Consider the following 14,176-nt stretch of genomic DNA (forward strand, 5'->3'; position numbering starts at 1 on the left):
ATGTCCGAGTCGAGCTACCTTGCGTACCTCCCACCGGTGCTGTGGCGGGACGACCCGCTGGTCGACGAGTCGGAGCACGGCCTCCGCCTCGGAGCGGCCTTGCGGATCTTCGAGAAGATCGCGACCGGGATGTCTGACGACATCCTGCTCGAGCACGTAGATCCGAAGGACCCCTCGAAGACGCATGTCCATCCCGCGCTGAGCGACGAGATCGCCGACCTGCACCGGCTCTTCGACCCTTGGACGACGCCGCCGGAGTTCCTGCCCTGGTTGGCGTCTTGGGTGGCGCTGGAGTTCCCGACCCTGCAGGGTGTCCCGTTGTGGGAGGAGTACCAGCGCCGCAAGGTGACTGCGGAGATCGCGCAGATTTACCGGCTGCGCGGCCGCAAGACAGGGCTGAACCAGTACCTCGAGCTCTACGCGGTCGGACAGGCGCGACCTCGGGTGAGCGTCGATGACGGTGCGCGGCTGTTGAGCGTGGTACCGCGGACCGGTGCGTTGTCCACGGTCACCGCGCTCGTCTCCCAAGGGCCTGTGGTGATCGCGGGCGTCGTGCGTTCTGAGGGACTGACCAGGCCGTGGTGCGTCGCAGCCGGGGCTGACGGGAGTCTCTTCGTCGGCGACATCGGCCTGCCTGATACGGCGCAGGTGCAGGTGAAGCTGCCGAGCCGGGTATGGCATCTGGACCCCGCCGGCCGCTACGAGCTGTCGGGTGTGCCGCCGCGGCCGGCGCCGCTCGCCCCGGATACCGCCAACCTGAAGGACGTGGTCTCGGTCGCGCTGGCTCCGGCGCGGGGCGCAGTACCCGAGACGCTTTATGTGTTGACCCGCACCGGCCGGTTGTTCGGCATACCGGCGCCCTTCCGCGGGGTTGCTGCGACACAGGTGGCGAACTTGGCGGTGGCTGGTACGGCGATCTGGATGGTCGCGCTGGCCGTAGATCCGGCGACCGGCGACCTGCTTGCGCTTGATCGGGGCGGACGGCCGCCACAAGCGCCCGGACCGACGGTGGTCACCGTGCGGCCGACCAACCCGCCGACGGTTACTCGCACCAGGCTGACCAAGGTTGTCGAGCCGTTGTCGATGGTGATCGAGGCAGACGGAACGCTGTTGATCGGGGACGGCGGCGACCAGGAGCCGACCGATGCGGCGGGACTGCCCGGAAATCTGCTGCGAGTGGATCGAAGGAACACGCCGTGGCGGGAGGCGGTCCTGCTGCCGCCGGACAATCCGTTGGTCGCGCCGGCGGCACTGGCGCGTACCCGGGACGGACGCCTGTACGTGCTGGACGTGGGCCTCAAACCCTTCGCGCCGTCGGCGACCGATCCGTTCATCTGCCCGGTGGCCGAGCCCGCCGCGATCCTGACCGTGGACCTGACTGCGAAACCGGCGGCCTCCACTCGGATCACCGCACCGGGCGAGTTCGTGTACCCCACCGGGATGACCGCGGTCGGCGACCGGCTGGTGGTCAGCGACCCCGGGCAGCCGGAGACCTCCGGGCTCGAACCGTTCTGGGGCAGGGTCCGGCCGTTCGAGTTCGACGTGTCGATCCACTTCACCACGTCCCGGTTGCCGGACGACCCCGCCGAGCGCAAACGAGTGCTCGACCAGGCGGTCGGCAACATCAGCTCGATCGTCGAGGAGCAGAAGCCCGCCCACACGCTCTGGACCCTGAACACCTCGATTCTCTGACCGCACGCATCGACTCAGGAGGCAGCAGATGGCAGCGACCGGCGAGGAGCGGTCCGGTGGTTGAGGGCCTGGTACGGCGGACGCAGTACTGGAACCTCCCGACGCACACGGTGCGGGCGGGGGCGACCGGACATGGCGAGAGCCTGATCGATCTCGAGGAGTACCTGCTGCCGATGACGGACGCACGTGCTTCCGCTTTGCACACGTGGGGCGTCGCGCAAGGGCTCGAGGTGTCCGCGGCGGTTGGTGCCGGCGAGGTAACGGTGTCCCCGGGTGTAGCGTTCGATGCGTCCGGCCGGACGATCGTGCTGTCCGCGGCGGGTGTCGCGGTGACAGACCCAGCGGTGGACCCGACGGCAGTCCTCGACATCGAGACGGTCGCCGTCGGCCCGGCCGGCGTGGTTCTTCCAACTGCTGGATCGGCTGGGTCCTGTGTGCTGACGCTGACGTGGCGCGAGGTGCAACGGGACAGCGGGAACTCGCCGACCCTGCTCCACGCCCCGTGGCTGCGTCTCCTGCCGGCGAACACATTCCCAGACAGCGGCGAGCAAATAGTCCTGGCCAGCCTGGAACTGAGCGCCGCCGGCCTGGTCACCAGCCTGGCCCCGGGCCTGCGACGACTCACAGCTTCCCCGACAGGACGCGTCGAGCTCCGAGCACCGCACTCAACGGTCGGATCGGTCGGCCAAGCTCCGGTCGCGACACTCGGCGCAGAGCCGAACGGCGATGTCCTACTAGAGCTGCTAGCCGGTGCAATACCTGCGTTACGGGTGTCGGCCGACTCTGGTGACGCTCGGCTCTCCGGCGCTCTGACGGCCGCGTCGCTAACGGCCGACGGCGCTGCGACGGTCGGCAGCACCCTGTCGGTCGGAGCTGCTGTCTCGGTCGCGGGGGAGTTGCTGGTCGGGGGACCGGTTCGGACCGGCATGCTCGCCGTTGGGCTCGGCGACGCGGCATCGGCGCGGGACGTGCATATCGAGGGGACCGAAGTACACAGCGGTGGTCCCGGAGGCGGGTACTCGTTCTCCGACCGCGAGATGAGCTCGTTTGTCGAGACCCCCGAGAGCGGTCAGCGCTGGGTCTGGTATGCCAAGGCCGGCGAAGCCCGCCTGTGGTCGCACGAAGATGTGCTCAAGGTCCGGCCCGGGGCGGTCGCGGCAGCAAGCTCCGACGGCGTCGGCCTGGACGTGTTCCGCCGAATGCGGGTGCGGTCGAACGGGACCTTCTCCGCTGGGATCTGGTTCCACCAGGACGCCGACCGGGGCTTCGTGGGTATGCTCGACGACACGCACGTCGGCTTCTACGGTGCGAACGGCGCGGGCTGGGGCATCGTGATGGACACAGCCGGTGCCGGCGTGGGTATTGGCATCGGCGCCGGCGCAACGGCGGCCCGGCTGCACGTCGACGGGTTCACCGCGATTCGTGCCGCCGGCCGGATCAGCCGGCCGGGTGGGGGCCCTGGGCCCTTCCCCATCCCGATCTTGTTCCAGGGTGTGGGTGTGGAGGCCAGCGGTGACATCGGCATCCGCTCGACCGGCCAGCTCTGGGCTGGGCAGTTCGAAGGCGATGTCAGGGTCAACGGCACGCTGTCGAAGTCCGGCGGCGGATTCACCATCGACCATCCGGTCGATCCGGCCGGCAAGTACCTGTCGCACTCTTTCGTCGAGTCGCCGGAGATGCTGAACATCTACGCCGGCAAGCTCGTCACCGACCTCGGCGGCTTCGGGTGGATCGAACTGCCGCCGTACTTCGAGGCCCTGAACCGCGACGTCACGTGCACGCTGACCCCAGTGGGCAGGGAAAAGCCGCACGTCACGGTGGTCGGGGAGATCTCGGGCCACCGGTGGCAGGTCCGGTCGGATCCTGGCCGAGTCACGGTGCACTGGCTGGTCACCGGCGTACGACAGGACCCGTGGGCCAACGCCCACCGGATCGTCCCCGAGACGCCGAAACCGGGGACCCAGGACGTTCCCTTCCTGCACCCGGAGCTGTACGGCGCGGCGCTCGAGCAGGAGCTGTTTGGCCAGCCGGTTGCTGCCGGCAACGAGTCGACGGAGTGATGGCGATGAGTGATGAGCGGTTGCAGGCGCGGTTGGGGGAGCTGCGGCGGGAGTATGCGCTGGGTGAGGGGCAGTTGCGGGAGCTGCTTCAGCAGGAGTCGGCGTTGCGGGAGACGTTGCTGCGGATCAGCGGGGCGATCCAGGTGCTCCAGGAGCTGGCCGACGTACCGGAAGAGACCGAGCTGGACGAGCGGGTGCTGAGGGTTCGGTAGGCGCGAGAGGAGAGATCGATGGGTATCACCGGCCTGGTGCGGACGCAGTACTGGAACGTCAGTGGCCCGAATCCGACACCGCGGTCAGGGATGACGTCGCGCGCGGAGTCGCGGACCGATGTCGAGGGATATCTGCTGGCCGCGGACGCGGCGCGGAACGCGGCCCTGTACGGGTACGGCGTGGCCGGCGGGCTGCAGGTGTCCGCGACCATGGGGTCGACCGGGATCACGCTGGCCCCCGGCGTCGCGGTCGATCTGGACGGGCACATCGTCGTACTGGCCGAGGGCGGCTTCGCGATCGTCGATCCGTTCGTGGGCCCGACCGGCGTACAGAACATCCCGACCGTACAGGTGGCGTCGACCGGGATCACCTTCGAGACCACCGATCTGGCCGGCGACCTGCTGTTCACGATCACCTGGCGGGAGGTCGAGGAGTCGACCACCGGACTCTTGGTGCTGCACCAGGCTCCGTGGTTGCGGCTCGTGGACCCGGCGACGTTCGTGGACGACGGTCTGCAACTCGTGCTTGCAGCGGTCAGCTTGGGCGCCGGGGGAGTCGTCGATGGTCTCCAGCCCGGGGCGCGTCGGTTCGTCTCGGCTCCCGCGAGCCGTGTCGAGCTCCGCATGCCCAGCCTCGAAGCGACGGGATCGGCAGTGACGCAGCTGCCTACTGCTGAGCTCGCCGCTCGCACCGATGGCGGGGCGGACCTCAACGTCATGGCGCCGACCGGACCCAGTCGGCGGGCTCTCTCGGTCCTGGGCACTGGCGAAGTCGATCTCGCGGCGGGCCTTCGCGTCAGTGGGTCGACGTCGCTCGCCGCGGGCCTGACGGTGGCCGCCGGGGTCCAGCTCGACAGCGACCTGTCCGTGGGAGCGAACCTGACTGCGGGCGGCGACCTTGCGGTGGCCGGAAGTCTGGCGCTGGACGGTCACCTCACCGCGGCAGGAGAGCTTCGGGGTCTGAGTGCGACGGTGACCGCGCTGACCGTCAACGGTGAGGCCGAGGTGACCACGCTCACCGCGAGTGGTGACGCCCAGCTGACGAAGCTCTCGGTGAGCGCCGATGCCCAGCTCGGATCGGATCTCACGGTCTCTCACAACGTCTTCGTCCAGGGCCGGGTGGGCGTCAACAAATCCAATCCTCAGTTCGCGATCGATGCCGCCGGCACCATTTGCGCGACCGTGTTCTGCAACCCGTCCGATCTGCGGGTCAAGTCGGACGTCCGGGAGTACGTCGGTGTACTCGACCGGCTGGCCGACGTCCGCGCGGTGAACTTTGTCCGGGCCGGGACCGGCGACGAGACTCGGCACGCGGGGATCGTCGCGCAGGACGTCGCCTTGTCGTTCCCGGAGCTCGTCGTACCGATGGGACCGGACGGACTGATGGCGGTGGACTACTCCGGGCTGGCCGGCGTACTCGTGGGTGCGGTCAACGAGCTGCGGGCCGCGACCGAGGCGCTGTCCGCGCGGGTGACCGGCCTGGAGGACGGGGCGGTGGAGGACGGCGACGATGACCGCGGGTGAAGAGCTCGCCGCCGAGTTCGACGAGTTCGATCTCGACCTGGCGTTCGGCGAGCTGGGCGGTCCGCAGAACATTGTTCTGTACCTGCCGACCGGCCGCGACATCCCCAACGAGACCTGCAACACCCAGAACGCGACGTGCCCGAACACGTGCCACGCAACCTGCCCGGCCACATGTCCCAATACCTGTCACGCAACCTGCCCCAATACCTGTCGCGCGACGTGCCCCGACACCTGTCGTGCGACGTGCCCCGATACCTGTCATGCCACCTGCCAGGAGACGTGTGGTGTCTGCCAGACCTTCGCGAACACGCACTGCTTCACGTGCCGATCGAATTGCCACGAGCCGTGATCGCGGCAGAGGTTGCCGAACGCGTCGCCATCAGGGTCACTGACCTGGCCGTGCTGGCCGACGCGATCGAGGCGTCGGCGAGGCAGTCGCAGTACGCCGCCCTGCTGCCCTGGCGACCGGCGAGCTTGGCGCACGGGTCGGCCGGGACCGCGTTGCTCTGCGCAGAGTTCGACCGCCGGTTCCCTGACCAGGGCTGGGACCGGAGGGGACACCAGCACCTCGCGGCGGCTTCGGCGGCGGCCGAACCCTATGACCTGTCGCTGTTCTCGGGTCTGACCGGGGTCGGGTTTGCGGCGGTCCAGCTCGCGGCGGGTCGACCGCGGTACGGGCGCTTGCTGAAGACGGTTGACGTCACGCTGTCGCCGTACGTCGAGGAAGCCGCCGACCGGTTGGCCGGCGCGGACGGATGCGCAGCCGGCGAACACGATCTCGTCTCCGGGCTGACCGGGGTGGGCGTCTACCTACTTGCCCGGCACGCTCACGGCGGCGACGACGAGCCCCTGATCCAGGCACTCTCCGGCCTGGCTCGGCTGCTGGCAGATGACAGCCACCCTCGGCGCTGGCACACCCCCTTCGAGCTGACGGCCGGGACCCTGCGGACGACATACCTGAACGGCCACCACAACTGCGGCCTGGCCCACGGCGCTCCGGGTCCACTGGCGCTCCTCTCACTCGCACTCCTAGCCGGTGTCGAGGTCCCCCAAACCAAGCAGGCGGTCGAACTGACCGCCGACTGGCTGGTCGCCCATCAAACCACGTCAGGCGGCACACCCGACTGGCCTGATGCCGTCGCCCTGGATCCCGCGGATCTTGAAGTGGGCGGAGAGGAGCCCGGTCGAGCGGCATGGTGTTACGGGGCGGTTGGGGTGTCGCGGAGTCTTTGGTTGGCGGGGACTGCGCTGGGGCGGAGCGATTGGCGTGAGCTTGCGGCCGAGACGATCCGTGGGATTGCGCGGCGGCGTCCGGAGCAGTGGTGGTTGGAGACGCCAACGTTCTGCCACGGAAGCGCTGGACTGCTTCAGGTACTGCGTCGGTTCGCCGTCGATCTCTCCGACCCCGCGCTCGACGGCACCGCCGAGAAGTTGGCCGCCGACATCGCCGCGACCTACGACCCGGACTCGTTGCTCGGCGTGCGCGGGATCGAGCCCGGCGGCGTACTCGTGGATCATCCGGGACTGCTGGACGGCGCCCCCGGGATCGCGCTCGCGTTGCTCGACCTGCCGGGCGAGAACGCCTGGGACCGAATGTTCCTCCTGTCATGAGCAACTACCGGGTGCTCAGCGGCCTCGTCGTCCGTGCACCGCTGCTACCAGCCACGACCTTCGCCGACCTCGGCACCGACTTCGACGCCGAACGTTGGCTGGCCGACCCCGAGGTCGAGTTCGCCCTAGCAGTCGCCTCACCGGACCTGACCGCCGCGCTGGCCTCGGCCGCGTCGCCTGCCAAGGCCCCACCAGCCGCCCTGGCCGCCCAGCAGCGTTACCTGATCCGAGCCGCTACCCGCCCCACCCCGTTCGGCGCTTTCGCCGCGCTGGGCCTGGCCAGCTGGGCTGAGCGCACGGACCTCGAGGTTGGTTCGGTACGTCGGCCCACGCGTACTCGACCGGACATGCAATGGTTGTCGGAAGCGATTGAGGAGTTGGGCCGGGGCCTGCGCGTGTACGCCAACACGTGTGCGTTCGAGCACGCGGGCAGGGTCTACCTGGCCGATCCAGGCACCGGCGGAGTCCGCTCCGGACCGGACGTGTCAGTGCGCGCGACCCCGGTGGTCCGCCGGGCACTAGCACTCGCTCGCGGGAAGGGGATGTCCACCGCTGAGCTACGCCGGCACCTCCTCGCCGAGAGCCCAGCTGCGACACCCGCGAAGGTAGACCGCCTCCTGAGTGGACTGTCCGAGCAGCAGTTCCTGCTCCCGGCGTTGCGCCCCTCCCTGATCGGCGACCCGTTGGCGCGGGTACTGAGCGAGCTCAACGTGACCCAGGCGGCTGAGGTGGAGCAGTTGATGGAGGTGGGCGCGGCCTGTCGCCGGGTTGACCTCGCCGACGCGACCACCGCCACCGCAGCACTCGGCGACGCCAGGGCGGTCCTGGCGGCGATCCAGGATCGTGGGGCTGACCTACAAGTGGATACGGGCCTACCGCTGTCCCGGACCGGGGTGGGCATGGCGGTCGCCGACGACGTCTGCCGCGCGGCCGACCTGCTGTTCCGCCTGCATCCGAACCCTGGGTGGACGCGGCTGGCCGGTTACCGGGCGGCGTTTTATCGGCGGTACGGGGCCGACGGCCGGGTGCCGCTGCTCGAGCTGCTTGATCCGCGGTTTGGGCTCGGGCTGCCGTCGGCTCACCGTGGGGATGGAGATTCCGGGGGATCGGCCGGACGAGTGGAGGTGCTGCGAGAGCTGGCCGCTGAGGCGATTCGTGATGGCAGCCGTGAGGTGGTGCTTGATGAGCAGCTGATCGAGCGGCTGTCGGGTGGGGTTGTGGATGCCGAACGCCTGCCGGTGTCGGTTGAGCTGAGTGTTTTTGTTGCCGCCAGCAACCGCGCGGCGATCGACCGGGGTGACTACCTGTTGGTGGTCGGTCCGAATCTTGGTGCGCAGGAGGCTGGGCGGGGGCTCGGGCGGTTCGCGGACCTGCTCGGAGCGGAGGCGCGCGAGTTGCTGGACGAGGTGGCTGCCGAGGAGGCCACAGTGCGCAGTGGCGACGAGGTGGTGGCTGAGCTGGTCTATCGGCCGTTGCGGGCTCGGACGGCGAACGTCGCCGTGCGTCCGATGGTGAGGGAGTACGAGCTACCGGTCGGCGTCGCGCCGACGCTTCCGTCCGATCGGGTCGTGCAGGTGGACGAGCTGTCGGTGGGATTGGTGGACGGCCGGTTCCGGGTGTGGTGGGACGCGGTGGATCGACAGCTCGTCCTCACCGCGGGACACATGCTCAATCCAGCCGCAGCGCCGCCGGTCTGTCGGGCGTTGCTGGAATTGACGACGGACGGTACGACGTACCTCTCGGATTTCGACTGGGGCGCGATGAGCGGGATGCCGTTCCTGCCGCGCGTCCGCCACGGCCGGGTGGTGCTGTCGCCGGCGCAGTGGCGGCTGAGCCCTCGTGATGCCGAGCGGTTCGAGGCCTGGCGGACGGAATGGCGTGTCCCGCGACTGGTCTATCTCGCCAGCGGCGACAACCGTCTGCTCCTGGACCTGGACGACTGCTCGCACCAGGCACAGCTGCGCGCGGCGATCGGTCCGCATTCGCTGACCGTTCAAGAGGCGCTGCCCGGACCCGACGATGGCTGGCTCCCCGGTCCGCGCGGCCTGCTGATGACGGAGTTCGTCGTACCCCTTGTGCGCTCGCGTCCTGTCCCACGGATGAAGGCTCGAACCTTGCCGAGACAGCAGGACTCGCACCGCCTGCGCCCGCCGGGGTCCGACTGGCTCTACCTCGCGCTCGACGGCCCCCAACGGACAGAGGACGAGCTCCTCATCGGTTCCCTCGGAGACCTGGCCGACGGGATGGTCCAGCGCGGCGACGCCGACGGCTGGTTCTTCGTCCGGTACTCCGACCCCGACCGCCAACTGCGCCTGCGTCTCCACGGCGACCCCGCCGTTCTCGTCGAACGCGTCCTGCCCGAGGTGACCCGATGGGCGGCGTATGCCATCGGATCCGGAGCGCGGACCCGTCTCGAGCTCAGCACCTACGAACGCGAGATCGCACGCTACGGCGGCCCTGAGACAACCGCGGTATGCGAGGCGATCGCCTGTTGTGACAGCGCGGCCGTCCGCGACCTGCTGCGAGCGACCAGGCAGCTGAGTCGCGACGAGCTCGGGCTGGTCAGCATCGCCGACTTGCTGGCATCGCTGACCGGCCAGGACGACGCCGAGCGAGCACGATGGGCCAGCGCACTTGCCGGTCGGGAGACCTCGGCAGGCCCAAGGTTCCGCGAACGCAAGGACCAGATGAGGGCTCTGCTACAGGGCGCCTGGGACAAGGCCGGCTGGGACAAGGCCGGCGACACCATCGAGGCGGTGCTGGCCCGGCGCCGGGCCGCGCTACGACCCCTCGTCGAATCCCTGCAGTCTTACTGGACCGACGGCATCGGACTGCAGTCACCCGAGGAGTTGGCTCCCAGCCTCGTCCACCTCCACGCCAACCGCCTCGGACTCGATCACGCCACCGAACAGCTGACCCTCGGACTCCTCGTCCGTACCCTCCGCTCGCTGGCCGCCTACCGCCCTCCTACTTGAGGTCGTCGATGTTCGACTTCGCCTTCAGCAGATCCCCGGTCGACGCCTTCCCGACCTCGGCCTTCGCCATGATCGCGAGGATCGTGTCGAGCTTGCCCTGGATCAGCGCCTTCTCCAGCTGGGTCAGGACGATCGGGCCGTTCGCCTTCTCCCACTCGTCGGCCTCGTACAGCAACGTGTAGATCTCGATCGCGGCGTTCACGATCGAGGAGGCCTTCACGTCCTCGATGCTCGCGCCGTCGGCCAGCTGCTGGTAGACGGTGAGGGAGTGCCAGATGTCGGCCTTGTTCATGTAGTGGAAGCTGGCGGGCTGCTGCTGCTTGGCGGTGATCCACCGGTCGAGCTGGTCGCGCCGGTACCGCAGCAGGGCCCCGACCCAGGCGCGGGACTCGCGGAACGAGGTGTTGAGGAACGGCTCAAGGTCGGATGCCTGCTTGAGTGCGCCGGCGCTGCCCTTGAGCAACTCCGCACCGAGCATTCGGCCCTGGTTCTCGGCGATCATGTCGTTGATCGCGTCCTGCCCGAACACCTCGAAACCTTCGAGGTGCCACAGCTCGTAGGCCAGGAAGAGCTCGCGCAGTCCGAGCTGGTTCTGAGCGGCGTACTTGACCCCGGTGGCCCAGTGCATGAGCTGGGAGATGTTCTTGCCGCCACCGAGGACGTCGGCGTCGAAGTCGGCGATCTCGGTGTTGGCGGCGCCGATCAGGAACGGTATGTCGAGGTAGCCGAGCTTGTCGGTGTTCTCCTTGCCGAGAATGTCGGTCGCGGCACCGAGCTTCGTCGGCAGGGCAAGGATGTTGGCGAACATCGGCAGCGCCTTGAGCCGGCCGAGCTGGGCCGGCAGTTGCTGTCCGTTCAGCCAGGTGATCGCCTTGACCTCCCATTCACTCGTGGGCAGACGCCACGCGCCGCCCTTCACTCGCACCACTAGCCTTTGGCGGCCGCCGACGACCGCGGTCGCTCCCTCGAGCGCGGCGCCGATCCGCTCCTCGGCGGCTTCCTTGCCGCGAGCCGCGGTGGGGGAGGCGAAGTAGTCCACGAGGTACTTCGTCGACAGTCGCTGGTAGAACTTCGATGACGTGTCGATGCTGCCCGGGGTCTTGGCGCGGGCAGCGGCCTCGGCCTTGATGAACGCCAGCACGTCCCGGGCCTTGGCCTCGGCGCCCTTGTCGTTGCGCTCGATCGGTTGCTCCCCGAGCAACCAGAGGGCGTAGTCCTGTTCCGAACCGCTCATCTCCGAGCGAATCCGGTCCGCCAGTCCCTCGTTGTAGACCTTGGCGTACTGGCGCTTGAGCTTGTTGAGCAGCTGGAGCTGGCGGCCGAACGGGAGGAGTACGGCGTACACGGCCTCCTCGTCGGTGCCGTCAGGTTCCACCGCTTTGCGGAGGCGTTGTGCGGCGCTGAGCAGCTCGGCATCGGTCGTCGGCGGCCCGGCCAGGATCGCCTGGTCGCTGGTGGGGTCGCCGAGGTTGATCAGCTGGAGCGCGTACTCGAGCTCGCTGCCGCTGAAGTCGTCGCGGATGTCGGCGACGAGCTCGGCCTTGTACCTCTGCCGGTACTTGTCCTGGAGGCGTTTGACCGCTTCCGGATCACGACCGACGCGTTGCAGGGCGCGGTATACGCCTTCTTCGTCCGTGCCCCAGCCTTCGACGCCCTTCCGCACGTCTTTCGCGATGCGGTCGTAGTCGAGCGTGTCGGCGAAGGTCTGCACCGGTGCGCCCGGGGGTGCGACTTGTCGGCGGATGGGCGCGCCGGGCTGCCTTTGTTGCTGCGTCACGTGCACAAGCTCATGCGCGAGAAGCCGCTGACCGGCGGCACCCGGCGCGTATTGCCCACGCCCGAAGACGATGTTGTTGCCGACGGTGTACGCGCGCGCACCGAGGCGTGCCGCCGACTCAGCGCTCCGCGGACCACTGTGGATGCGGACTTGCCCGAGCCCTGCGCCCAGCCTCGGCTCGAAGAACGCGCGTGTCGAGGCCGGTAGCGGCGCACCTGTCGCGGCGGTCGATCCACCAGGCGGCGCCGTGAGAGTTGCCGACTGATTGCCGTCGCCGAGCGGCTCGGTGCCGAGGATCTGCTCCGTCCGGCGATCCGCATCCACTTCGCTCGGATCGTCCACGCGGCTCACCGCGAGGCCGGACGTCCCCGGATCGCCTACGTCTGCTTGCAGTAGGCGCCGGACGCTCTGATTGCCGATCTTGCGCTGCAAATGGAGGATCGAGCTTGCGGGGAGTTGCCAATGCGCTGCCGCTTCTTGTGCTGACTCCGGCGTCGGTGAGCTCTGTTGGGATACCCGGGATTCTCGTGCGAAGGTCCGCATGGTCGGCCGCACCTGCTCTCGACTAGTACTAGGTGACGATTTGATCGACGGAGTCCAACGGGACGAAGACCGGCTCCCCGGGATAGGCAGCCGTGAGCACGCCGGTCAGATCGAGCCGCGACTTGGTGAACAGCTTTGCCCACTTCACTCCCCGCCGGAGCGCGCCACCCAGGTCGATCAGCCCCTCCTCGAGGCCGGCCATTCGCGCGTCGTCCAGAGCAAGCTCCTGGGCGGCCCGGCGGGCCAGCTCCGGGTTGCGTGCCTCCAGCTCTCGTAGCTCCGTGTCGACCTCGAGTTCGAGTTGCGCGAGCGGATCGACCATGGGTAGTGCCGGCACGACACCTTCGAGGCGGTCGCCGAAGGTGCTCGTCCCCAGCAGCGCGTCGAGCCGAGCCTTCTCCTCGTCGTACCCGGGTGCACCTTTCTGGACGATCAGATCGAGCAGACCGGCGACAGCCGGACTCAACAGCGAGTCGTGCAGTGCCACATGTTGGACGAAGCCTCGCACCGGCAGATCGTCAGCGTTGAAATTGTGGCAGTGAATGTCGACGACAGGTCCGGTCATGGTCGGTCCCTCACCGCCCGCGAAGGGACTTGGCGATCAGATAGTCCAGAACCCTTTGAGTCTTGTTCAACGGGCTATTGTCCACGGGCAGCGCCAGGTCGGTCACGAATGCGGCCAGCGCTTCCTGTTCGGTGACCGCTTCCGCCGGCGGCGCAACGATCGACAGTTCGAGGAAGTCGATCTCGTCGTCGACCCGCCAGCGTTCGGCGCGCACCTCACTGCTTACCCCCGTGACCTTGAACTCGTCCCAGCGGGTCGCAGCGAGCGGTGGAAGCAGGCTGACCGCTGCGAGGTTGACCCTGCCGGGGCCGCACGCACTGAGGAACTTCAGTTGCTCGTCGCTGAACAGCTGGGCTGCCGGGAGCTGACCGGTCTGGGCAGTGGAAAGTCGCGCGTCGGACCACTTCACGGTCATCGACGTTGCGAGCGACCGCTTGAGACCTGACCAGTCCGCCTCGATCTTCAGTTCCTCACGCTCGGGCTCGCGCTCCCGGTCCTCGAAGTAGTCCGGATGCAGCTGGGACCACCGGCTGGGCCGGAGTTTGATCGTCGAGTCACCCGTCGTTTCGGACTTGCCGCGCACTCGTAGCACGACTCCGATGTCGAGCAGCGCCGTCGTCGCCACCGCTGGGGTGACGTCCTCGCAGAACACCACCGTCCACTCTTTGGCGTCCGTGAGCTCCAGCTGGGTGACCGCGTCGTCGATCTGTGAGCCGGACTCCTCGGCCGCCAGAGTAATTTTGATTTCCACCGTCTTCGGCTGCATTGATCCTCCCGTGATGCCGAGGTGATCAATCCACACGCCGTGACAGTGCAAGGAGTCCTGCCACCAGCAGCGGCCCCGGGACGCACGGACTGCGCACCCGCCCCCATCGTCGACGCCGACCGACCGCAACCCCCAGACGCCTCGTCACCCGATGCAGCGTCAACCTTCAACAATCCTCCCGCTCCAATGCGCCGTCAAGGAAGCAAGTGTTTGATATGCCGCGTTCGCGGTTGGGCTGTAATACAAGCATCAACTGTCGACGCCTCGGATGGAGCATTCATTTGACGAATCTATTCGTCATGTTCCGGGCTTTACAGAATCGTTTCCCGATGCATTCTCGTGGTGGAGGGTTGTTTCGGAGGCGTGGCGATGACCACTGATGGGGGACAGGAAACATGACATCGCCTGAGGGTCGTCCTGCTGTGCTCGTGGCCTCGTGGCTGCATTCGCA

The 14,176-nt window shown here is 68.2% G+C and carries 10 protein-coding genes; 7 read left to right on the forward strand and 3 right to left on the reverse strand.

Going from position 1 to position 14,176, the window contains the following annotated elements; genetic code table 11:
* The 7 genes from OG817_RS12620 to OG817_RS12650 are packed head-to-tail and all read left to right on the forward strand — an operon-like array spanning position 1 to position 10,074.
* Entirely contained in the window at positions 1–1,692 is a 1,692-nt protein-coding gene (locus tag OG817_RS12620; RefSeq protein ID WP_406054305.1) for a phage tail protein, read from the forward strand.
* A 56-nt stretch (positions 1,693–1,748) separates the two neighbouring features.
* On the forward strand, positions 1,749–3,752 hold the full coding sequence (locus OG817_RS12625) for a hypothetical protein (RefSeq protein WP_406054307.1): 2,004 nt from the start codon (positions 1,749–1,751) through the stop codon (positions 3,750–3,752).
* Between the two features lie 5 nt (positions 3,753–3,757).
* Positions 3,758–3,964, forward strand: coding sequence for a hypothetical protein (locus OG817_RS12630; protein WP_406054309.1), 207 nt, complete (start codon positions 3,758–3,760; stop codon positions 3,962–3,964).
* A gap of 18 nt (positions 3,965–3,982) precedes the next feature.
* Positions 3,983–5,488 carry a tail fiber domain-containing protein gene (locus OG817_RS12635; protein ID WP_406054311.1) on the forward strand — a complete coding sequence of 502 codons (1,506 nt, stop codon included), beginning with the start codon at positions 3,983–3,985 and terminating at the stop codon, positions 5,486–5,488.
* Positions 5,475–5,837, forward strand: a complete 363-nt coding sequence (locus OG817_RS12640; RefSeq protein ID WP_406054313.1) for a hypothetical protein — start codon at positions 5,475–5,477, stop codon at positions 5,835–5,837. Before OG817_RS12635 ends, OG817_RS12640 begins: the two co-directional genes overlap by 14 nt.
* A complete protein-coding gene (locus OG817_RS12645) occupies positions 5,810–7,099 on the forward strand; it encodes a lanthionine synthetase C family protein (protein WP_406054315.1) in 1,290 nt (429 codons plus the stop codon). Before OG817_RS12640 ends, OG817_RS12645 begins: the two co-directional genes overlap by 28 nt.
* A complete protein-coding gene (locus OG817_RS12650) occupies positions 7,096–10,074 on the forward strand; it encodes a lantibiotic dehydratase (protein WP_406054317.1) in 2,979 nt (992 codons plus the stop codon). The genes OG817_RS12645 and OG817_RS12650 overlap by 4 nt, the downstream gene beginning before the upstream one ends.
* Here OG817_RS12650 and OG817_RS12655 read toward each other — a convergent pair.
* From OG817_RS12655 to OG817_RS12665, 3 genes are all read right to left on the reverse strand, one after another.
* Positions 10,067–12,193, reverse strand: coding sequence for a DUF4157 domain-containing protein (locus OG817_RS12655; protein ID WP_406054319.1), 2,127 nt, complete (start codon positions 12,191–12,193; stop codon positions 10,067–10,069). The two genes, OG817_RS12650 and OG817_RS12655, sit on opposite strands and share 8 nt — an antisense overlap.
* A gap of 229 nt (positions 12,194–12,422) precedes the next feature.
* Entirely contained in the window at positions 12,423–12,959 is a 537-nt protein-coding gene (locus OG817_RS12660) for a hypothetical protein (protein ID WP_406054321.1), read from the reverse strand.
* A 10-nt stretch (positions 12,960–12,969) separates the two neighbouring features.
* Positions 12,970–13,725: a hypothetical protein gene (locus tag OG817_RS12665; protein ID WP_406054323.1), complete on the reverse strand. Its 756-nt coding sequence runs from the start codon at positions 13,723–13,725 to the stop codon at positions 12,970–12,972.
* Positions 13,726–14,176: the final 451 nt, after the last annotated feature.

The sequence above is a fragment of the Kribbella sp. NBC_00889 genome (assembly GCF_045207705.1).
GTDB lineage: Bacteria > Actinomycetota > Actinomycetes > Propionibacteriales > Kribbellaceae > Kribbella.

What these genes read in the sequence shown, in the direction of transcription:
- OG817_RS12620 (WP_406054305.1), top strand. Translation starts at nt 1, where the DNA reads ATGTCCGAGTCGAGCTACCTTGCGTACCTCCCACCGGTGCTGTGGCGG.
- OG817_RS12630 (WP_406054309.1), top strand. Translation starts at nt 3,758, where the DNA reads ATGAGTGATGAGCGGTTGCAGGCGCGGTTGGGGGAGCTGCGGCGGGAG.
- OG817_RS12635 (WP_406054311.1), top strand. Translation starts at nt 3,983, where the DNA reads ATGGGTATCACCGGCCTGGTGCGGACGCAGTACTGGAACGTCAGTGGC.
- OG817_RS12640 (WP_406054313.1), top strand. Translation starts at nt 5,475, where the DNA reads ATGACCGCGGGTGAAGAGCTCGCCGCCGAGTTCGACGAGTTCGATCTC.
- OG817_RS12650 (WP_406054317.1), top strand. Translation starts at nt 7,096, where the DNA reads ATGAGCAACTACCGGGTGCTCAGCGGCCTCGTCGTCCGTGCACCGCTG.
- OG817_RS12660 (WP_406054321.1), bottom strand. Translation starts at nt 12,959, where the DNA reads ATGACCGGACCTGTCGTCGACATTCACTGCCACAATTTCAACGCTGAC.
- OG817_RS12665 (WP_406054323.1), bottom strand. Translation starts at nt 13,725, where the DNA reads ATGCAGCCGAAGACGGTGGAAATCAAAATTACTCTGGCGGCCGAGGAG.